This window comes from Microcoleus vaginatus PCC 9802 (assembly GCA_022701275.1).
GTDB lineage: Bacteria > Cyanobacteriota > Cyanobacteriia > Cyanobacteriales > Microcoleaceae > Microcoleus > Microcoleus vaginatus_A.
Map to the genome: position 1 here is coordinate 3673856 of CP031740.1, position 20036 is coordinate 3693891.

At 45.4% G+C, this 20036-nt stretch carries 18 protein-coding genes, 1 tRNA gene and 1 pseudogene; 8 read left to right on the forward strand and 12 right to left on the reverse strand.

Translation table 11 applies throughout. From position 1 onward, the window contains the following. Positions 1-147 precede the first annotated feature (147 nt). Positions 148-816, reverse strand: coding sequence for a hypothetical protein (locus tag D0A34_14835; GenBank protein ID UNU19984.1), 669 nt, complete (start codon positions 814-816; stop codon positions 148-150). 96 nt (positions 817-912) lie between these two features. On the opposite strand from D0A34_14835, the gene D0A34_14840 reads away from it, so the two are divergent. After that, positions 913-2085 carry an IscS subfamily cysteine desulfurase gene (locus D0A34_14840; GenBank protein UNU19985.1) on the forward strand — a complete coding sequence of 391 codons (1173 nt, stop codon included), beginning with the start codon at positions 913-915 and terminating at the stop codon, positions 2083-2085. Between the two features lie 133 nt (positions 2086-2218). Here D0A34_14840 and D0A34_14845 read toward each other — a convergent pair whose 3' ends face one another. Then, positions 2219-3223 (reverse strand): glycosyltransferase, encoded by a 1005-nt coding sequence (locus tag D0A34_14845; GenBank protein ID UNU22307.1) that lies wholly within the window; start codon positions 3221-3223, stop codon positions 2219-2221. Positions 3224-3317: 94 nt separating this feature from the next. Next, positions 3318-4025, reverse strand: coding sequence for an NlpC/P60 family protein (locus D0A34_14850; GenBank protein ID UNU19986.1), 708 nt, complete (start codon positions 4023-4025; stop codon positions 3318-3320). Positions 4026-4120: 95 nt separating this feature from the next. Here D0A34_14850 and D0A34_14855 point away from each other — a divergent pair, with 95 nt between their 5' ends. Continuing rightward, positions 4121-5059, forward strand: a complete 939-nt coding sequence (locus tag D0A34_14855; protein UNU19987.1) for a serine hydrolase — start codon at positions 4121-4123, stop codon at positions 5057-5059. Positions 5060-5213: 154 nt separating this feature from the next. Here the strand turns inward: D0A34_14855 and D0A34_14860 are convergent. The 4 genes from D0A34_14860 to D0A34_14875 form a co-directional block, all read right to left on the reverse strand. Further along, positions 5214-5302, reverse strand: a tRNA-Ser gene (locus tag D0A34_14860). 153 nt (positions 5303-5455) lie between these two features. Further along, complete coding sequence (locus tag D0A34_14865) at positions 5456-6583, reverse strand: phospholipase (protein UNU19988.1); 1128 nt, start codon at positions 6581-6583, stop codon at positions 5456-5458. Between the two features lie 47 nt (positions 6584-6630). Then, the gene (locus D0A34_14870) at positions 6631-7479 is read right to left on the reverse strand and encodes a mechanosensitive ion channel family protein (GenBank protein ID UNU19989.1); all 849 of its coding nucleotides are present in this window, start codon (positions 7477-7479) and stop codon (positions 6631-6633) included. A 211-nt stretch (positions 7480-7690) separates the two neighbouring features. After that, positions 7691-8893 carry an alanine racemase gene (locus D0A34_14875; protein UNU19990.1) on the reverse strand — a complete coding sequence of 401 codons (1203 nt, stop codon included), beginning with the start codon at positions 8891-8893 and terminating at the stop codon, positions 7691-7693. Between the two features lie 134 nt (positions 8894-9027). Here D0A34_14875 and D0A34_14880 point away from each other — a divergent pair, with 134 nt between their 5' ends. Further along, the gene (locus tag D0A34_14880) at positions 9028-10608 is read left to right on the forward strand and encodes a peptidoglycan-binding protein (protein ID UNU19991.1); all 1581 of its coding nucleotides are present in this window, start codon (positions 9028-9030) and stop codon (positions 10606-10608) included. 95 nt (positions 10609-10703) lie between these two features. Here the strand turns inward: D0A34_14880 and D0A34_14885 are convergent, their stop codons facing one another. The 4 genes from D0A34_14885 to D0A34_14900 form a co-directional block, all read right to left on the reverse strand. Further along, entirely contained in the window at positions 10704-11738 is a 1035-nt protein-coding gene (locus D0A34_14885) for an S-layer homology domain-containing protein (protein ID UNU19992.1), read from the reverse strand. Positions 11739-11920: 182 nt separating this feature from the next. Beyond that, positions 11921-12802 carry a hypothetical protein gene (locus D0A34_14890; GenBank protein ID UNU22308.1) on the reverse strand — a complete coding sequence of 294 codons (882 nt, stop codon included), beginning with the start codon at positions 12800-12802 and terminating at the stop codon, positions 11921-11923. A 244-nt stretch (positions 12803-13046) separates the two neighbouring features. Further along, positions 13047-13652: a DUF1517 domain-containing protein gene (locus tag D0A34_14895; GenBank protein ID UNU19993.1), complete on the reverse strand. Its 606-nt coding sequence runs from the start codon at positions 13650-13652 to the stop codon at positions 13047-13049. A gap of 466 nt (positions 13653-14118) precedes the next feature. Beyond that, entirely contained in the window at positions 14119-14661 is a 543-nt protein-coding gene (locus D0A34_14900; GenBank protein ID UNU19994.1) for a hypothetical protein, read from the reverse strand. Positions 14662-15018: 357 nt separating this feature from the next. Here D0A34_14900 and rfbB point away from each other — a divergent pair, with 357 nt between their 5' ends. From rfbB to D0A34_14925, 5 genes and pseudogenes are all read left to right on the forward strand, one after another. Continuing rightward, positions 15019-16125, forward strand: a complete 1107-nt coding sequence (gene rfbB / locus D0A34_14905; protein UNU19995.1) for a dTDP-glucose 4,6-dehydratase — start codon at positions 15019-15021, stop codon at positions 16123-16125. A gap of 389 nt (positions 16126-16514) precedes the next feature. Then, positions 16515-17366, forward strand: coding sequence for a cyanoexosortase A (crtA, locus tag D0A34_14910; protein ID UNU19996.1), 852 nt, complete (start codon positions 16515-16517; stop codon positions 17364-17366). Next, the gene (locus D0A34_14915) at positions 17366-18034 is read left to right on the forward strand and encodes a cyanoexosortase A system-associated protein (GenBank protein UNU19997.1); all 669 of its coding nucleotides are present in this window, start codon (positions 17366-17368) and stop codon (positions 18032-18034) included. Before crtA ends, D0A34_14915 begins: the two co-directional genes overlap by 1 nt. Continuing rightward, positions 18007-18209 (forward strand): annotated as a pseudogene (locus D0A34_14920) (hypothetical protein). Before D0A34_14915 ends, D0A34_14920 begins: the two are co-directional and overlap by 28 nt. After that, positions 18206-18883, forward strand: a complete 678-nt coding sequence (locus D0A34_14925) for a hypothetical protein (GenBank protein UNU19998.1) — start codon at positions 18206-18208, stop codon at positions 18881-18883. Before D0A34_14920 ends, D0A34_14925 begins: the two are co-directional and overlap by 4 nt. A 455-nt stretch (positions 18884-19338) precedes the next feature. Here the strand turns inward: D0A34_14925 and D0A34_14930 are convergent, their stop codons facing one another. Further along, positions 19339-19980 carry a cofactor assembly of complex C subunit B gene (locus tag D0A34_14930; protein UNU19999.1) on the reverse strand — a complete coding sequence of 214 codons (642 nt, stop codon included), beginning with the start codon at positions 19978-19980 and terminating at the stop codon, positions 19339-19341. Positions 19981-20036: the final 56 nt, after the last annotated feature.

Here is a 20036-nt window from a genome sequence, read left to right on the forward strand (position 1 = left end):
TTACGTAACAGGAAAAAATTTACAATAGTTATGATATTTTTTTCATAATTCTCCTAACTTATAATTTGGAGAATGTGTTTGAGTTAGATCGGTTCAGTAAGCTGCATATTGCTACTAGGTAAGAGGCGCAGGCAGCCGTGTCCGCTACTAAGTTTTGCCATTTTTAAAATGAGCAGCGTTTCGATCTTGCAACTTTTTCATTTCTGCTTGAACTCCCACGGCTACCTGCAAAGCTTCGTTGAGCAATCGCCCTTGTTCGCTGGCTCGATCGCTAATTTGCAGGGCATTCAAATTTCTTAAGTTAGTGGCAAACAATTCGGAGTTAGTAGCGACAAATTTTTTGTTTTCCCTAAGAATTCTTTCAGTTTTTAAAGCTCGAACTAAATCGTCTCTGATTAGCTGCAAAGCTTGAATGACTTTTGCGCGATCGCCTATTTTGACTTCCGCATTGCCAGCATCTTCTATCCGATCGTTAATTGCGATCGCTTCGATTATACCATTATAGCGATCGACATCATCAAAAAGATTGATTAAATGTTGGTTTTGCCGACTGCACCGGATTTTCCACGCATCCTCAAAGATTAAACCCACTATCGCAGCGAAGTGAAGGGCGAACCACAACAAATAAGCTCTAGGAAATATCGCAACCAGCAGCCAACAACTGATGAGAACCAAAACAATTAAACCGACAGTTTTCAAGGCTTCGCGGGCAAACTTAGTCGCTGTCGGCGGTCGGTATACGCGATCGGGCCCTGCGCCGGTGAGGTGCTTGAGCTCACCGAGAGTAATTTCTAATCCCTGAATGTCAGCTCGCATAAATCTTTACAAATATTTGTTAATTATAAAGTTTTGTAGTAGAACAAAGGGCTCGTCTACAATAAACCTAACACTTTTTTCACCCAACCCTGCACTATGTCCGCACGTCCTATATACCTCGACAATCACGCCACAACCCCCGTAGATCCACGGGTACTTGATGCGATGCTGCCGTATTTCACCGAACAATTTGGCAACGCAGCCAGCATCAACCACGTCTACGGCTGGGAAGCAGAAGCAGCGGTAAAACAGTCACGACAAATCATAGCAGAAGCGATCAACGCCTCCCCAGAAGAAATTGTTTTTACCAGCGGCGCCAGCGAAGCAAATAACTTAGCGATTAAAGGCATCGCCGAAGCTTATTTCAGTAAAGGAAAGCACATTATCACAGTAAAAACCGAACACAATGCAATTCTCGACCCCTGTACCTATTTGCAAAAATTGGGGTTTGACATTACTGTTTTACCTGTGAAAAACGACGGGCTGATTGATATAGGCGATTTGATCAAAGCGATTCGCGCCGAGACAATTTTAGTTTCAGTGATGACGGCTAACAACGAAATTGGCGTCATTCAGCCGATCGCAGAAATTGCTGCAATTTGTCGCGGAAATGACATTCTTTTTCACACAGATGCGGCACAGGCTATCGGCAAAATTCCCCTCGACGTAGAGGAGATGAATATCGATCTAATGTCCTTGACAGCCCACAAAATTTACGGGCCAAAAGGGATCGGTGCTCTCTACGTGCGCCGCAACAAACCGAGAGTGCAGCTAGCGCCGCAGATGCACGGAGGAGGCCACGAACGGGGAATGCGATCGGGCACTCTCTACCCACCGCAAATAGTTGGGTTTGCCAAAGCAGTAGAATTGGCAATTGCAGAAATGCCGTCGGAAACAGAACGAGTGGTTAATTTGCGGCAGCGTTTGTGGGAAAACTTGAGTGAATTGGGAGATGTTTATCTCAACGGTCACGCTACTAAGAGATTGCCGGGAAATCTCAATATTAGTGTAGGGGGGGTTGACGGTCAAGCGTTGATGTTGGGTTTGCAACCGGCGGCGGCAGTTTCTTCGGGATCTGCTTGCACTTCCGCAAAAATATCGCCATCTCATGTTTTAGCAGCGATCGGGCGATCGGACAAATTAGCTTATGCTTCAATTCGGTTTGGTATTGGCCGGTTCAATACCGAAGCAGAAATAGATGCAGTCGCCGAACACGCGATCGCAACTATTACATCTCTCCGACAAGCTCAAAAAGTAAATCAATTTTAGATTTGAGATTTGAGATTTTAGATGAGAGAATTGAAGATTAGGAAGTAGTTTTGAGTGGTGAGTTTTAAATTATTTAACTTACAACTCAAAACTTTTCCTCTTTTTATCACGGAGTACAATTGGGATCAACCCCTTACTTAGAACCAAACACCTCGCGCACCCGATAAATCGGTTTTCCCTGCGACTCGTGATAAGTCCGCATCATCACTTCCGCCAGCAAACCAAAACAAAATAACTGCACGCCAGTTAACAGCAAAACCACAGCCAAAATCAGCAAAGGACGATTGCCAATACTTTGACCAAAAGCAAATTTTAAGACTGTCAAATAAATCCCTAAAACCGTTCCCAACGTCATAGAACTCAGTCCCAAAAGTCCAAAAACGTGCATCGGTCGAGTCAGGAACTTTTTCATAAAAGAAATAGTTAACAAATCCATCAACACGCGAAAAGTCCGCCAAATTCCGTACTTACTTTGACCGAAACGGCGGGCGTGGTGTCGCACAGGCAGTTCTGCAATTCTCGCCCCTTCAATAAACGCCAAAGCAGGTAAAAAGCGGTGCAATTCCCCGTAGAGATTCAAGTCTGCTACCAACTCGGATTTATAAGCTTTCAAAGAACAGCCGTAGTCATGCAAAGTTACACCTGTAACGCGACCAATTAACCAGTTAGCAATTTTAGAAGGAATCAACCGGCTAATAGTATTATCCTGCCTATTTTTCCGCCAGCCGCTAACTAAATCGTAGCCTTCATTTAACTTTGCCAACAACAGCGGAATATCAGCAGGGTCATTTTGCAAATCGCCGTCTAGGGTAACAATAGCACGGCCGCGAGCGCGATCGAAACCTGCCGACATGGCAGCAGTTTGCCCGTAATTGCGACGCAAAATTACAGCACAAAGGTCATTGCGAGTGCTGGCTAACTGCTGGAGAAGTTCAGCAGAACCGTCCTTAGAACCGTCATCTACACAAATAATTTGATAGCTGAGTCCAGATGGTTGGATAGAAGAGGCGATCGCCTCAATCAAATGAGGCAAACTTTCCACCTCATTATACACCGGCACCACCACTGAAACGTCGAGAACCACCTCAGCGCCAGCCTGCTGTGCAGCCAATTTTTCCAAAAATAATGCAGCGTCCATTTCTTTGTTAGATAACATCAGTAATCATTAGTCATTGGTCATTAGTCATTAGTTAACAGTCAACAGTCAACAGTCAACCGTCAACCGTCAACAACTAATGAGGTTGATAACTTGCCACAACTTTACCATATCCCCGCAATTGCTGGTAATAAGCTTGACTGACTAGATCGCCATCGTCCGACAAAACATCGATACCGATACCGTTGCGACCTTGTGCTTTTCCAGAACTGTGAATGTAGCGATTATCTCCGAGATACAATCCTACATGAGTTGCTTTTTCTGGCGTACCAAAAAATACTAAATCTCCCGGTTCTAAAGCACGGATACTAATAGGTTTAGTAAAAGCTTCTTGCTGATAAGCATCCCTCGGCAACCAGATGCCTGCGGCCACAAAAGCCGCTTGCATCAAGCCCGAACAATCATAATTCGGCCCGACTGTACCGCCCCAAAGATAATAATTGGATTGGTTCATAGCCTCACGAGCGAAAGTAATTGCAATTGGCAATTTTTCTCTAACTTCCGCCTCAGAAAGCACCAGAGGATGATACACTGTTTCTGCCACATCGAGCAACTCAACATCTCGAATATCCAGCCATCCCGGATAATCATCTTCGCACAGCCGCACCATCACAGCCGTTGTATCCAAGTTTACATCGCTCTGTCTTAGGGGGAGTTCAACGACGCGCAAATGTCGCCCCAGCGCTGCTTGAGTTGCCAATCGATCGCACTTTGGGGAATCGTAAATATTTATGTGCGATCGGGTTCGGTACTCCACAACATCAGATAATTGATAATTGGCCATTGCTAATTGCTCATTGTTTGCTGTTAATTGTTCGCATTTAACGATAGATTGCCATTAGCTGCTAGCCGTTAACCGTTAAGCGTCAGCCATTAACCATGACATTTTTTCACCAAGACGAACAATTAGAAACCCTCGGCAGTAGCATTATAGACTCCGCATTGTCAGAATTTACAGGATTAAGTGGCGATCGTACAGCCATTACCTGGATAGTCTACGATCCGCCGGTGCGAGTCAATACAGGCGGCGCCCTGAGTCCAGAAGAATTTTGGAAATATCAACCCCGAGGTTTTAGCGCTAGAGCTTCCGAACGAATTTATCCCGCCAGCATCGTTAAATTATTCTACCTCGTTGCCATCTGGGAATGGGCGCAAAAAGGCATGATTAAAACATCGCCAGAATTAGAACGCGCCGTCCGAGATATGATAGTTGATTCCAGCAACGATGCCACCAGTTTAGTAGTAGACGCCCTCACCGGCACTACCAGCGGCCCAGAATTATCACCCGCGCCCTTTGAAACTTGGAAACAGCAGCGAAACATCGTCAACCGTTACTTTCAATCATTAGATTGGCCGGAATTACAAAATATTAACGCCAATCAAAAAACCTGGTGTGACGGCCCCTACGGTCGCGAGCGAGCATTTCTGGGAGAATTAATGGAAAATAGAAATATGCTGACAACAAATGCAGCGGCGCGTTTGCTGCACAGTATCATCGGCGGCGTAGCTGTTTCCGCTAAAGCATCGCAAGAAATGATGGGTTTAATGAAACGCAGTTTAGACCCAGCAGAATTAGAGGCAGATCCCGAAAATCAAGTAACGGGTTTTTTAGGTGGTGGATTGCCCGAATCAGCAAAATTGTGGTCAAAAGCGGGACTGACAAGTCAAGTGCGTCACGATGCTGCTTATATTGAAATAGCGGGTTTGCGGCCGTATTTGTTAGTTGTATTTACAGAGGGGAAAGAGAATAGCAAGAATGAAGAGATTTTGCCATTTATATCGCGGCAATTTGTAGAAGCGATGAAGACACTGAATTAGATTTAGTAGTTGATTATTGCGGCTAGAGTAGACTTGAACTGCAAAAATAATTTGGACGGGCTAGAAGCCCATCCCACAAAATTTTCTTGTGGGATGGGCTTCTAGCCCGTCCAAAAATTTGATTAAAAGGAATTTTTTCCTAGAAGCTCTAGAACGGAGAGGGAGGGATTTGAACCCTCGAAGGATGTTAACACCCTTAACAGATTAGCAATCTGCCGCTTTCGACCACTCAGCCACCTCTCCAAGATGACAGTAACTAACTATAGCACACACATCTTCTTTTTGCCAACCCCTAATTTAAAAATTCCTCAATCCCTTACTCTGTATACTTTTCGCCGCAGGCAAAAGGCAGATTTTCCCCAATCTCCCCCTCTTGCCCAACTCAAGACTCGAAACCTACTCCCCAAAGCCCCTAGCCTTCAAGTGCTTCTCCCAACTAAAATTGGCACTCAAAAAGAACCTCTTAGTATACAAATACCCCAAGCGGTACAGGTGAGCCTTGCGATCGCCATCGAGATTAAAGTCCGTCGTCGTCACCCCAGCTTCAGTCACATCAATATTAATCACCCTGCCCTTATCCATTTCCCGCTGGTGATAGCGGTCTCTTGCTTTCATCATCGTTCTGAACATCGCCGCCAGCATCGACAGGGGAGTATCAATCTTAGCTTTAGTCTCAATTCCGGTATCGACTAATCGAAACCCAAAGGTAAACCAGCGCGGCGACGCAGGAGTCGCACCGACGGATTGTTTGTCATAAATCCACAGGGGGAAATTGCTCAAAATTCCGCCATCTACAATTAAGTCATCGCCAAGTTTTCCGGGTTCAAAAAATAGCGGAATACTCATCGACAACCGAACGGCTTCAGCGACGCTAAAATGTTCAGCGCTTGGGAGGTGCAACTGCTCGTACAAAGCATCGGAATCTGTCGATTCGCGCCGATGTAAGTCGTCGGGAAGCACCAACATTTCACCGCGAGTGAGGTTAGATATTACTACTTTTAATTCCCGGTCTTTTACGATTTGTTTGACATCGGCAAAAGTGTGCAAGTTCCCTCGACCGAGCATTGCTTCCAGCCACTGCCGGAAAGGCTGCGCCGAATATTCTCCCATTTGACGGCTAACTGTTAGAAAAAGCAGGGTCCAAGCTGGGGATTGCAAGTCGTCTGCGGGGTCGCCGTTTAAAATTAGAGGACTATTTTTTTTAGTTAAAAATATGCTGTAATCGAGCTGACCTAAAATTTCCTCTAAATCATCAATTGACAAGTCGGTTGCCAATACTGCGGCGGTAATTGCACCTGCTGAAGTGCCTGCCAATTTTCGCCAGCGGATGCCCAAATCGTTGCAGCACCTGAGTGCTCCTAAAAACGCAACTCCGCGCACGCCGCCGCCTTCAAAAACCCCGTCGGCATATATTTGACCGTTTTCGTCGGGAGGCGGAAATTTGCTGAGAATTGTTTGTTTTTCGGTGGCGGTCATTCTGACACCGGGTTCTTGCAAAATTTGCTGCGGATACCACTTGCTCATAGGAAATACCTCGGCTAGATTTGGGATTTTAGATTTTAGATTGATATCTAGTGTTCTTGATTTTTGTAGGCATTCATTGCTTCTTTGACGTGTTCTTGAACTTGCGATCGCACTTGTTCGTAGGCCACCGACGCGCACCAAGGCCGGAGAGATAAAATAGTTGTGTCTGGAGTAATCTCGGCTACCAAACAAGTCGGGGGCGGATTCTCCAAAACCAGGGGGTGAGAGTGGGCAATTTCTAATAACTCAGCTACAGTTGGACGGATCGGCCGATCGCCAATATCAATTTTCAAGTCTACTCGCCTCGTTCCCATTGCCGTGGTATTTTTCAATGTACCGTTAAACAACTGATTGTTCGGGACAATAATTTTTATGCGATCGTCTGTGACTACGGTTGTTGAAAAAATCCCGATGCTCTCCACCACTCCCTTAACATCCCCAGCTTCGATCGCATCTCCGACTTCAAAAGGGCGCAAACTAATCAACATTACCCCAGCAGCAAAGTGCGACAAAGTATTTTGCCACGCCAAACCGATCGCCAAACCCGCTGCACCCACCACCGCAACCACGCTGGTAGTTTGAATTCCCAACTGATTCAAAGTGGCGACTACTCCCACTACCAAAATCGTAATTTCAGCAGCTTGAACTAAGAATTTTCGCAGGGTGGCTTCGGTGCGACTCAGTGCTCGGCGAGTCACGCGGCCCGCAAAGCCGATCGCAAATCGCGTAATTAACAAAATGCCGATCGCCCACAGCAGTTGAGGTACAATTTTAAACCCCAATTCTACGAATTTTTTCGAGAATTCTTGGGCTACTTCCAAGGCTTGTGTTCTTTCTGCATTTAGCTGAGTATAGAAGGTTTGAGCTATTGGTAAAAACGTCTGAATAACTGTCATATCAATTGGGAATTGGGAATTGTAAATTGAGAATTGAAGTCTCAGTCTTATCACTTATTACGAGAGTCCGACGGGGGTTGAAAACCCCTATCTCATAGCGGAAGTTCTCTAAAATAGGACTAAAGTCGATAATTTTATCCTTCAAACTCTTGAGTCGGTTTAAACCGGATTTTGCTATGAGGCAGGGGTTTAAACCCCTGCCGGACTACTGCTAATAGTGTACTGCTACGCGGGGCAATCGGTGTTTAAAACCGCAGAGAATTTCCCACGAAATAGTTCCTAAAGTCGCGGCCCAATCGTCGGCAGTAATTTGATATTCCCCATCTTTGCCCAACAGCGTCACCACTTCGCCGACTTCTAAATTGGGAATATCAGTTACATCCAGCATTAATTGATCCATCGTTACCGCGCCCACTTGCCGCACGAAGTGACCCCGGACTAAAACCTGCATTTTATTAGAAAGATTGCGCGGAATGCCATCTGCATAGCCGATACCAATTACGGCAATCTGTGTCTGGCGCTGAGCTATAAATTTATAGCCGTAACTGACGCCGGTTCCTGCTTCAATTGTTTTCACCTGCGTTACCCTAGCTTTTACCTGCATTGCAGGCTTCAAATTGGCGATCGACTGCAAGTGAGGTGCTGGATAAAGACCGTAGGTAGCTAAACCGACTCGCACTAAATCGTAGTGCAAAGCCGGGTCAGCGAGGGCTGCGGCAGAGTTGGCCAAGTGGAGGCGAGGGGGGTTAATTCCTGCTATTTTAATTTGCTCGATCGCCTGTTGAAACCGCTGGTGCTGCTCTCTCATAACTGCGGGGTCGGGGCTATCTGCTGTCGCCAAGTGAGAGTAAATACTGGCTAATTTTAAATTGGGCAACCGCTTGACTAATTGCACAAATTCTGTTGCTTCTTGCCAGGGCGTACCCAAGCGAGACATTCCCGTATCTAACTTAGCGTGAACCGGCAAAGATTGGTTAAGATCAGCGAGAACTTCGGAAAAAATTAGGGCTTGTTTGGCAGTACAAATAGTGGGCTGCAAGTGCCAATGGGCGATCGCCTTTACCTGTTGGGCTGTATGGGTTGCCCCCAACAGCAAAATCGGCGCTTCTATCCCAGCTTCTCGCAATTCTATTCCTTCGGGAATTGTCGCCACTCCCAGCCAACTAGCACCTGCTTGCAATGCTGTTTGACTGACTGCAACAGCACCATGCCCGTAAGCATCCGCTTTCACAACTGCCATCAGTTCTGTGTGCGGAGATAAGAGCTTTTTAAGCTGTTTTACATTGTGAGTTAAAGCTGCTAAATCGATTTCTACCCAAGCCCGCTGGCAAAGTCCCCCGTCATCCTCCCACAGCAAAGTCTGGCGGGATTCTTTTGTCGTTGATTCTGCGGTTGTTTTTTCCCCACTCCACATTGTCGATCGCTCCTACTTGCTTGCACCATTAAAAACTGCTTGGAGATTTTACCCTAAGTTTGATTATAATAAGATTCTCTCTTTCATCAAAGTTAACTGGTGTATCATAGCACCAAAAATACCCGGTAAAAACTATGGACGGACTGGCCTACCTACATTTAGCTGAAACTTGGGAAACGGCTGCGGGTCAAACTCGATCGACCCACTCAAAAATGCACCGGAATTTAGCCTATACTCCTTTACTTTTCTTTACGATCGCTCTCACAATTGTCAATTTAGTCAATCCCGCACTCGCCCTCAAAAAAGGTGATTCAGGCGCGGAAGTTGCAAACCTCCAGAAAACTCTGCAAGCAGCAGGATATTTTGGCGGTAAGGCTACAGGATTTTACGGTTCTCTCACCCAGGCTGCTGTGAAAAAGTTTCAAGCAGAGAACAACCTGAAAGTTGACGGAATTGTTGGCCCTAAAACCTTGTCAGCACTGAAAGGTAAGCCGGAAGACGCCAGCATGGAAGCTGCGGAAAAAATCTCGCCAAATGTCGATCAATCTTCGCCATCTCCTACCGCCACAGATAACACAAACGAACTCGAAGATCAAACTAAAGCTCAGCCCCAAGAACCTCTATTTCAAGAACCCTCTTTGCCACCCTTTAAAACTGAAAATTCCGAGGATAAAGAAATTGAATTACCACCCACAAGGCTAGTAAATCCTCCCGATAATACTCAAGGAAAAATGACCTTGAAAAAAACCATTTACGGCAATATCTCACCAAAATCAATAGTTTATTCGGGAGCGGGTTTGTTTTTTGCTCAAAACATGATGTACCGCCACACAATCACAGTTTATGACAGGAATTTTAAATTAGTCAAGACTATTCCCGATACCGTAAACTTGTCGAAGTTCGGGTTTTCTAAATTCAAAGGCAATTATAAAGGATCTCCTGTAGAAGCTGCTTTTTCAACAGACGGCAAATATGCCTACGTCTCCAACTACAAAATGTACGGTTCCGGGTTTAGAAATCCGGGAACCGACAGGTGCTCTCCAGCGGCCAAACATGACCAAAGTTTTCTGTACCGCATCAATACCCAAACTTTGAAAATAGAAAAGGTAATTCCTGTAGGTGCAGTTCCGAAATTCAATGCTGTTTCCCCTGACAATCGCTTCGCCCTCGCTAGCAATTGGTGCAGTTGGGATTTGAGCGTAGTTGATATCAATAAAAATCTCGAAATCGAGCGAGTGAAACTGGGTGCATATCCTCGGGGTATTGTTGTTACTCCCGACTCAAAAAATGCCTATGTTGCCATCATGGGTTCTTCCGATATTGCGAAAGTGAACCTCATCGACTTTTCGGTAGAATGGCTCAAGAATATTGGCAATGCGCCGCGTCATTTGACGATCGATCCCAATGGAAAGTATCTTTATGCCACTTTAAATGGTGAAGGAAATGTGGCAAAAATTGACCTAAAAACGGGTAAAGTGGTAGACAAAGTTTCTACAGGAAAAGCACCTCGCAGCATGACAATTTCCGATCAGGGAAAACTGCTTTATGTAGTCAACTATTTCTCGAATACTGTTAGCAAAGTTAGGACGAGCGATATGAAAGTGCTGCAAACAGTGAAGGTTAATTCAAGTCCGATCGGGATTACTTACGATCCGGAAACTAATCAGGTTTGGGTAGCTTGCTATTCGGGCAGTATTATGGTGTTTCAAGATTAATTTAGCTGCTTCGTACTGAAGGCTTCCGTCCTGACTACAAACAATAACGATTAAATGTTATTGTGGGGCGGGCTAGGAGCAACGCCCCTAAAATATTATTTGGGCAACTTTAAAGGCTTCACAACATACTCTGAAGACTTAGCAGGTACTTTGCCTTTTTTAGCCATAGCTTGGTAAATCATGGCTGCTACTTCAGCACGAGTTGCTGTTCTATTAGGCTGCAAAAGTGTGCGCTTCGGGTGGTTAACAACAATGCCAGCTTCTGTGGCTGATGCTACTTTGTTAGCTGCCCATTTCGGTACTTTTGCCCTGTCTGTATAAACTTGTAAAGTTTTGGTTGCTTTTGTTGATGGTTTCAGGCTCAAACCGCTCGCTAAAGCTGCGATGACTTCGACACGGGGAATTTGTTTTTCGGGACGGAACTCCTTGTTTGGGTATCCTTGAAGATATCCAGTTTTGACGGTGTGGTCGATCGCAGGAGCGACAGGACTCTGGTCTTTTACGTCTTTAAAATCAATTGGTTTTCGGATCGGTTGTTTGTCGTCGGACATTCGCTGAATTAAGCGCGCTAGTTCGGCTCGCGTCATCGGTTCGTCGGGACGAAATTTGCTGTCGGTGGACTCAGCAAAAATTTTCCGATCGACTAAAGCTACAATGAACGGACGCGCCCAATATTTGTCTGGAACATCGGAGAATCTAACGGGCCCAACTTTGGGTTTATCGGCTTTGGGTTTATCGCCTTTGGGTTTGGTAATTGCTGGAGCGGGAGTCGATCGCGCAATTGGCTTGGGAGGAACAACGATTACACCCACCGGAGGATTTTGCGGTAAAACCGGCCCTAAAGGTCCCACAGGTGCGGCATCCGGTTCTGAGGGAATGAGCGTTTTAGCGGGCGAGCGCAAATCGGAACTTGGCGATTCGGGTGTTAATATTCCCGGACTCGCGGGCGTAACAGCAGGCTGAGAAAAAACGGCTGGAAATTGCCAATTTCTGGCATTCAATCGCTCGGGATTTTTACCTGTTACCCAAAATAAAATGGCTCCCATCGTGCCGAAGGCAACCAAGATCGCAATCAATTCATCCAATCCTAGAGGATTTCTTTCCCCTGACGGGGGTTGTGAAGAAGACATATTGTCACCTACATACTAATGTAGAAATTAAATCACATATTTTTTGGGTCTGGGGGAAACAGAGAAGACTAAATCAATTATTCCAAAATTTTCATTCTCCCTACCTGTGGCAGCGTGGCATCGGGAGAATATATAAAATCAACTTTTACCCATGTCAGTTGCTGATTTTTACCATCTTCCACTCAGCGCCTTCTACTCCCGAAAGAGCGATTCCGACTCGGTTGACGAGAATTTCTACCGCTACCAAAACTCGGCTGCCGCTTGTATTGATTTTGACGCGGCTGCCGCGATCGCCTCAAAGTGCTGCCACCGTAACCCGAACCGGTGGATCGATTGCCATTTGGCCGTACTGAGGGTCTTACTGGCTGGTTATATGTGGGCGATCGCAAACGACCGGTCGTCCTTAAAACTTGACGGTTTCTCACAGCCGGAGGCGGAGTTCGATAACGAGTTTGATACTGCTGAACAGCTTGGCCGTAAGTATTACCATACCCGCCATATCCTGTCATAATCCCCGGCTGATAGACTGGCGGCATATAATATCGTGGTCTAAATAACAAACTGCCGATCGCCTGACCGGCTATAGCCCCAGCAAACGGCGCCCAGAAGCCAGATTGCTGGCGCACTACTACGGTTTGTGGCTGACCTGTTTGAGGATTAGGAACAGTTTCGGTAACGTTGTGAACGTACTCAATTTTAAAATCTTCTGTCAAATGCAAAACCGCTTGATTGTTATTCACATTTAGATAACTTTTCTTGCCTGCCGATATTTCTTCTTCTGTTAAGCGAGCCATTTGCAAATCCCTAGTGCGGTAAACTGGGGGACTGCCGGCGGGAGTATTCAGCAACATTAAACTGTATTCGCCATCCGCATCGTCGTAGGTAGCTTGCTGTACAGGATATTGACCTTCACTCAAGTTATTATTATTTGGTGCAGGACGCACTGTGTTAATATTTGGATTGCCAGCAGGATTTGGAGAAGTTTGTGTGCGAGGTGCACCGCAGCCGATGGCCGTCCCCAAAAAAGTTAAAGCCATTAAATAAATTGTCAGTTTTCGCAGCATCATAAATAGTAATTGGTAATGAGTAAATACAGCCTATTCCATCTTTAACAAGTACAGTAGCAGCTATATTGTGTGGTGTTAATCTCTAGGGTGCCTCGCTGCAATATATTGGATAAAACTTGGAGTTTGTTGCTAGCAACGCACCTTCATTACTAGAAGATTGGGTCTACTACATATACATGGAATCTGCTGTAGTAATTGGTAAATAGTGATTGGTAATTTCTCCCTCTTCCTTCTTCCTTCCTTAAAGGGGAATAAGTTCGGGGAAATTAACCAACACTTGGTCGTTGGTAAGTTCGTCTCCCAACTGTGCGGGAGAAAAGTGAACTTGCACAGCTCGGAGCCTTTCTTGGTAATGTAAATTAATCAGGGCTTTTAAACCGACTTTCAGCGCGCTGATGTCAGCGAGGTCAGTTTCTAGGGCAGGAACTTCGCCTTCATACGCAACTGTCAGCATCACTACAATATTTCTAGTTACCGGCAAAGACAAGGGGGATTTTTGATCATAAACAGATGTGGTGTATTGAGGCTCGCTCAGATAGCGATCGGCTGAATCAATGAAAAGTTCATCCACATAATCGCCCGCTTCCCCTTCATTCCAAAAAACATCGCCTTCATTGGCGGCTGATTGCCAGTAGTTGTCGTACTGCAAGAGGTGATTGCAAATTTCTACAAGACCTTCTCCTAAAACTACTATGTCGCCATCGGCATCAATTGCTTTTCTGGCGTTGCGGTTGAGAACTCCTAACAGCGGTGCAACTTCTTCGCCTGTTATGTGAACGAACACCCGGCAAACTGCCAATCTAGTTTGACCTGTAAATTGATTGAATCGATCGCGCCAAGCATTCATAATAACCTATAGTTGTAATCTGTAGGGCTATATTTCCCACCATAGCAGGGGATTTGAACTCTTGCCGTCTACCCTCAGATTGATCTGAAGAGTATTTTTAGCGCTCGCCTCGGCAGGGTACTCTTTCGCTTTGACTCATCTCATTTTATAGCAGTTTTCAATCGGATTAAATACAGTTCAAATACAGTAGGGAAACGGCACAGCCTTGTCCTGAGGGAGAGCGGCAACTTTTAATAATTAGTATGAGATTGATGATTGTAGCAAGAGTTTTTTTAATTGATATTAATTCAGCGCTCGTTTGCTTAGCCGGAATATGATAGTGTGTGCTATCGATTCATCTGTCTATTGTTTGCAGTGCTTCGCGAGCGCAATGACCAGAAATTGTAGGGTAGATAATTTCCAGTCAAAAAACCTCCAATCTTGGAAGATTGGAGGTGCGCTAAGCGAATACTTTGGTTTGAGATAACTATTTGACGATCGCGTTTTGGACTTGTTCGATCGCAATTTCAGAACTCAACTCGGCAACTGGCGAAACCGGCAAATCCAGCTCACCGCCAGGAGCTTCTGGGTGTTCGCGAACGGCTGCAACCGCATCTGCTGACTCAGCTACAGCACCCGCCGGCGCCAAATCGAGCAAGGCAGGAACTTCTATGTGTCCAGAAACACCTGCATCTGCGATCGGAGCCGACTCTTCAAAAACTTCAAAATTATCGGTCATCGCAGCGCAAGCAGCAGAAGCGCGCTTGCCGGCGCGGTAGCTCATGTAGGCCGCTCCGCCACCCAAAACTCCCGCCAAACCTAGGAAACCGAGAGCTGCTGTTTTGTAGGATTTCCACGGATTGATTCGCTCCGAGCCGCCGGAACCTAGGATCGTTGTCGCAGAACCAGATTTAGCCGCCCCAGATTTGCTGTAGGAACAGGGGAAAGCAGATGCAGCGTCACCTATGGCGATGCTGCTGGCGATCGCGACGACGGAAGCAATGCCAGCTAACACTTGAAACTTCTTCATGGTGCTCTGGAGATTGTAAAGGATAATTAAAAAATTAATGGTAACAGCTCTTTACAAATGTATCAACTCTGCGCGCCTTCCAAATCGCGGATCGATCGCAAAAGTCAGCTATAGCCTCACGCAATTCAAATTTAAAATTGCCCGCTTAAACATCTGGAATAGTTGCTGTGTAAGCGTTTGATCTACCGGATCGGTAGAACTTCAAGTTTTGTGAACCAATACTTTGATCGCGCCCACATTAGAAAATCTGAGGTGAGATTGTAGAAAATTTAGTTACATCGCCGCAAACACTTGGTGACAAACTACTTTTAAGGCTACTTTTGTAAAGGCTTAGTTATTGGAATAACTCTTATTTTTATGACAGACAACGCGAATCAAGGCATTGAGCGAGCCCCTCGCCGATTGTTGGTGACGGGCGGGGCTGGATTTATCGGCTCGAATTTTGTGCATCACTGGTGCAGCAGCTATCCGGGCGATCGAGTAGTCGTACTCGACGCTTTAACCTACGCCGGAAACCGACAAACCCTGGCAACTTTGGAAGGAGGCGAAAATTTTCGGTTTGTGGAGGGGGATATTTGCGATCGTACCCTAGTCGATACCTTGCTCCAAGAAGAAAACATCACCACAGTCGCCCACTTTGCCGCAGAATCCCACGTTGACAGGTCAATTATCGGGCCTGCAGCCTTTGTTCAAACAAACGTTGTCGGAACCTTCACACTTTTAGAAGCCTTCCGCAAGCATTTTGAAGCAATTGATGAGGCATCTCTCAAAGCACAAATGCGCTTCCTCCACGTTTCTACCGACGAAGTTTACGGCAGTCTCGGCCCCGATGACCCAGCCTTCACAGAAACAACTGCCTACTCGCCCAACAGTCCCTACTCAGCCTCCAAAGCTGGCAGCGACCACCTCGCCCGCGCCTATTTTCACACCTACGGCGTCCCGACAATTATCACCAACTGTTCCAACAATTACGGCCCCTATCACTTCCCAGAAAAGCTCATTCCATTAATGTGCATCAATATGCTATTGGGCAAACCGCTGCCAGTATACGGCGACGGTCAAAACGTGCGAGATTGGCTTTACGTTCTCGACCACTGCCGCGCTTTAGATGCCGTTATTCACCGTGGTCAGCCTGGGGAAACCTACAATGTTGGCGGCAACAACGAGGTAAAAAATCTCGATTTAGTAAAAATGCTGTGCCAGCTAATGGACGAATTAGCTTCTGATTTACCTGCCCGTCCTTGCGAACAATTGATCACATTTGTCAAAGACAGAGCCGGGCACGATCGGCGTTATGCTATTGATGCCAGCAAAATTAAAACTGAGTTAGGTTGGACTCCCTCAGTAACAGTTGAAGAAGGTTTGCGGCAGACTGTAGAATGGTACTTAGCCCATCGGGAGTGGTGGGAACCCCTGCTTTCGGAGGAATATCAAACTTACTACCGGAAAGTCTACTCTAATTAATCTACTCTTGGACGCACGGGCTACCAAAAACCAGCACCGGTAAAAAACTGGTTTTCAAGCTCAAGAGTGCGTCCAAGAAAGGTTTCTGTCTTGCCTTTAAGCTTTACATCTAAACTCTAGGCGCAGAAACCGGGTTGGAGGGAAGAAAATCTTTCGTGGAGTGCGATCGATCCGAGTTAAAAAACCTGTTTTCTTTGGTCTTTGATCCTAACTTCAGAATTAATTGGGTGAAGGTAATTATCACACATATTTACTATTGTCAATCTTTGTGAAGATTTAGTGAAAAATCATCACAAACGCATAAATTCAAGTGTTTGTAGCTGATAATTTGAATAGAGTTACAACACATTAAGCATTTTAGAAGCTTTTAGTAAAAACAAAAAGCAGCAATGACCGAAATAAACTGGCTCAAGCACATCCAAGAACCTAAATACTGGCTGTTAGGCATCGCCTCCGGTTTGATTGCCCTACACCTAACTCTAACTTCCAGAACAAACGACACAGACCTGTTCGGTACAATGTTACTGTTTTGGGGAGTCGTAGCATTTCTCATTTGGGAAAGGCACGAATCCTTAACTTTTGAAAGCGGAGTTTTCGCCAGCTTCTTTGGGACATCGTTAATTGCTTTAATATTGCTCAAAAGTTCGTCCATATCTGGATACGACTTTTTTATCCGAGCAACGCCTTTTTTGTCGGGAATCAGTCTCGCATTGCTTGCTTCTGGAACAAAAGGACTGAAACAATATTGGCAGGAACTTCTAATTCTTGGCTATACAGCTATTCCTCCCGGATTAATCGGAGTATTCGTTGATGTCCCCAAATTAACAGCTAAATTTTCAGCTTTCATCCTGCACTATATAGGATTTGAAGTGGTGCGGAAAGGGGTTTTTTTAATCCTGGAAAAGGGAAGCGTGGAAGTGAATCACGGCTGTTCCGGCGTAAATGCGATGCTACAATTATTAGGACTAGCTCTGGTTTTCTTACTGATGTTTCCTACCACTAGGGGTCAGAAAATGGTATTGCCATTCGTGGCAATAATTACTGCATTTGTAGTGAATGCCGCGCGAGTTGGTCTCCTGGCCGTGCTGGTATCGCTATCTCAACCCGAAGCATTTAAATACTGGCACGAAGGAAATGGTTCGGTAATATTTTCTATGATTGCTGTATTTATTTTCGGGTTATTCTGCTGGTTTGCAATTTTGAAAGACCAACCCCAAAATAAGGAAGGACAGAATTGCTAATGGCTATTACCTCTTGGAAACCACTTAGGCTTTCCCTGTTGGCTGTTACTTTGGGAGGGGTTTTGTTGGTGGCCGGAAAATTGGTTTTCTATCCATCGGACGGCAACACTCAGGCAACCCCGTTTGAGTTTCCCGAGTCGGTGCCTCTAGCCGATTGGAAACTACACAAGAGCGCCGTTCTGGAAATTAAGGACACTTCAGGATTAAAAGCTGCCAGGAAATATGAATATCAAAAGAATAGCATGGCTCTAGAAATAGAGATGCGGTATGCGGTAAACACCATTGGAGATGTGGAAGGCCTGATGAAGGGACATACTATTCTCAAGTCGTATCCTGGTAAACTAGCATTGGCAAACACTCAAGGCGTGGGGTTTCACGGAATTTTGCAACAGAAAAATCGAGTGTATTTGAGTTCGTGTATCAATCCTCGTGGCAGTGCTACAGTAACTTCCCAACAGTTTAGATATAATCGAAATACTCGCGATTGGCAGCCAAACCGTATTCTGTTTTGGTTGTTGGGTAGGGGAAATATTCAAGACCGGCGCTGTTTATGGACTCAGATGTCTGTGCCTTTGGATAAAACAACTCCAGAAGATGCCAAAAAAATTCTAGAGAATGCTTGGGTTTCTTGGTATGAGTGGTGGCAGCCGCGATTTCCCGAGCCTTGAGTCGAGTCAGTCGATTTTAGATTTTAGCTTTTAGATTTACTCCACAGGTGAATCTGGAAGCTTGAACAAAAGTCTAAAATTTTTGATTCTCCACGACTGTTGTCGGGGGCTTGTATCCGTTCTTGGGCGGGCTCAAGAAAGATTTTTCTTAACAACAACTCTGATGATTTTATGAATGACTTACAAGGCGAACAAGGTTTTTCTATCTACAGACTGCGTTGGATTGGCTACGGTCTATTAATTCTGTCTGTATTAGATACGATTGCAGTTCTTATACCAGCAAATTTTGGCAATCGCCTCTGGGAATTGCAGACGATTGGGGCTGTAGTGGAACGGGTGCCAGTTCCTTTACTGGCAATGGCGCTGATATTTTTTGGAGAAGGGTACGATCGCAGAGGTTTGGAAGACGTTTTTTTGAAGGTTTTGTCTTGGGTTTGTCTGCTGCTGGCCCTGGTTTTTCTGTTGATGCTGCCTTTGGGAATTTTTGGCGCTATCTACGTCAACAACCAAAATAACCAGCAAATTACGACTCAAGCAAAGCAACAATTAGCTCAGTTGCAGCAGGTGGAAGAACGGCTGAATAAGGGTAGTCCTGAAGATTTAAGGAACTTGGCCGGGGAACTTACCCGTCTGGGGGTACCAGCGGATACGCAAAACCCACAGCAATTGAAAGAGCAAATTCTTTCGAGAATTACTCCGGCTAAGGAACGGTTACAGACGCAAAGTGCTGCGGTTCAGTCTAGTCAGCGCTTGGGGTTATTTAAAAATGCTATTAAGTGGCTGCTGGGCGCGCTGATTTCTAGTGTTTTGTTTTTTACGCTGTGGCGCGGTACTGACTGGGCTCGGTAGTAGTTTTGAGTTTTGAGTTGAGAGTTTTGAGCTAGTAAGGTGCGCCTAGCGCACCCGGAGAGCGTTGTTGAGGACTAAGATGCGCCCTGTGCACGCAGTCCGCTCAGGAGTGGTGAAGAAGACCCTCAAACCCTGCAAATTTTGTTGGGGGGAGCGCTCGCTCTTTTTCTTTTCAAAAGATATCGGTAATAAATCTTGTTTATTGCCGATAACCAACACCTAGAATGAGGCAAATTCGTCGTTAGCGCAGCCCTCGAAGACGATCGCACCTTGACAGGGCTGGCATTTTGCAATCCACAATCTAAAATCTAAAATCTAAAATCCACAATCTAAAATCCACAATCTAAAATCTAAAACCAAAAATCCACAATCTAAAATCTAAAATCTAAAACATAAAATCCCCAATCTAAAATCTAAAACCAAAAATCCACAATCTAAAATATAAAATCTAAAATCTAAAATCGATTGATGGTATTTTCTAGTTTGTCGGCAATCCCTTCAATCCAGTTTTCATCTTGTTTGGTGTAGCTGCGGGGCGCGTTAGCACCTAAGATTAAAACGCCTTGGCTGCCGATGGGTTGACAGATGACTCCTTGAGTATTTTCTGGCAAATAGTCAAATTCAATTCGACCGGGATAAATATTGAGATTTACTAAATAAACTGGTTTGTTTTTGTCGAGCACTCGCTGCAAAATCGGCCCCGGTTTGACTTCGGGATTGATGCCTAAAATACCGCGTCGCAATAGGACTTTTCCCTGATACACAATTATGATCGACCTTGTGGCGGTATTTGTCAACAGCAAACGCGACGCCCAGGCTAATTCTATTTTCACAGCCTCCGGCAAATCCGGCGCAAATTCAAAACCTTCTTCGCCGATAAGTTTTACGGAATCGGGCGATCGCGCTTGCACCTGCTGCCACAGCAAACCTGTTAAAATCAGCAAAGCGCTAATAATTACTCCCAAAGCGTCCGATCGAGCTTGAGAATCTGTGATTTGCTCTGTCAGCAAGCGGTTGACCATTAGCAGCGTACCTGCTAACCCTCCTGCAACTAAGGGCAATTGCCGCAAAACTTTATTGGGATCAGATTTAGTCATTTGTCATTTGTCAGTTGGCTGTTGGCTGTTCACTGTTGACTGTTCACTGTTGGCTG

Coding starts and splice junctions, on each gene's coding strand:
- D0A34_14835 (UNU19984.1), bottom strand. CDS start 816: ATGCGAGCTGACATTCAGGGATTAGAAATTACTCTCGGTGAGCTCAAG.
- D0A34_14840 (UNU19985.1), top strand. CDS start 913: ATGTCCGCACGTCCTATATACCTCGACAATCACGCCACAACCCCCGTA.
- D0A34_14845 (UNU22307.1), bottom strand. CDS start 3,223: ATGGACGCTGCATTATTTTTGGAAAAATTGGCTGCACAGCAGGCTGGC.
- D0A34_14850 (UNU19986.1), bottom strand. CDS start 4,025: ATGGCCAATTATCAATTATCTGATGTTGTGGAGTACCGAACCCGATCG.
- D0A34_14855 (UNU19987.1), top strand. CDS start 4,121: ATGACATTTTTTCACCAAGACGAACAATTAGAAACCCTCGGCAGTAGC.
- D0A34_14865 (UNU19988.1), bottom strand. CDS start 6,583: ATGAGCAAGTGGTATCCGCAGCAAATTTTGCAAGAACCCGGTGTCAGA.
- D0A34_14870 (UNU19989.1), bottom strand. CDS start 7,479: ATGACAGTTATTCAGACGTTTTTACCAATAGCTCAAACCTTCTATACT.
- D0A34_14875 (UNU19990.1), bottom strand. CDS start 8,893: ATGTGGAGTGGGGAAAAAACAACCGCAGAATCAACGACAAAAGAATCC.
- D0A34_14880 (UNU19991.1), top strand. CDS start 9,028: ATGGACGGACTGGCCTACCTACATTTAGCTGAAACTTGGGAAACGGCT.
- D0A34_14885 (UNU19992.1), bottom strand. CDS start 11,738: ATGTCTTCTTCACAACCCCCGTCAGGGGAAAGAAATCCTCTAGGATTG.
- D0A34_14890 (UNU22308.1), bottom strand. CDS start 12,802: ATGCTGCGAAAACTGACAATTTATTTAATGGCTTTAACTTTTTTGGGG.
- D0A34_14895 (UNU19993.1), bottom strand. CDS start 13,652: ATGAATGCTTGGCGCGATCGATTCAATCAATTTACAGGTCAAACTAGA.
- D0A34_14900 (UNU19994.1), bottom strand. CDS start 14,661: ATGAAGAAGTTTCAAGTGTTAGCTGGCATTGCTTCCGTCGTCGCGATC.
- rfbB (UNU19995.1), top strand. CDS start 15,019: ATGACAGACAACGCGAATCAAGGCATTGAGCGAGCCCCTCGCCGATTG.
- crtA (UNU19996.1), top strand. CDS start 16,515: ATGACCGAAATAAACTGGCTCAAGCACATCCAAGAACCTAAATACTGG.
- D0A34_14915 (UNU19997.1), top strand. CDS start 17,366: ATGGCTATTACCTCTTGGAAACCACTTAGGCTTTCCCTGTTGGCTGTT.
- D0A34_14925 (UNU19998.1), top strand. CDS start 18,206: ATGAATGACTTACAAGGCGAACAAGGTTTTTCTATCTACAGACTGCGT.
- D0A34_14930 (UNU19999.1), bottom strand. CDS start 19,980: ATGACTAAATCTGATCCCAATAAAGTTTTGCGGCAATTGCCCTTAGTT.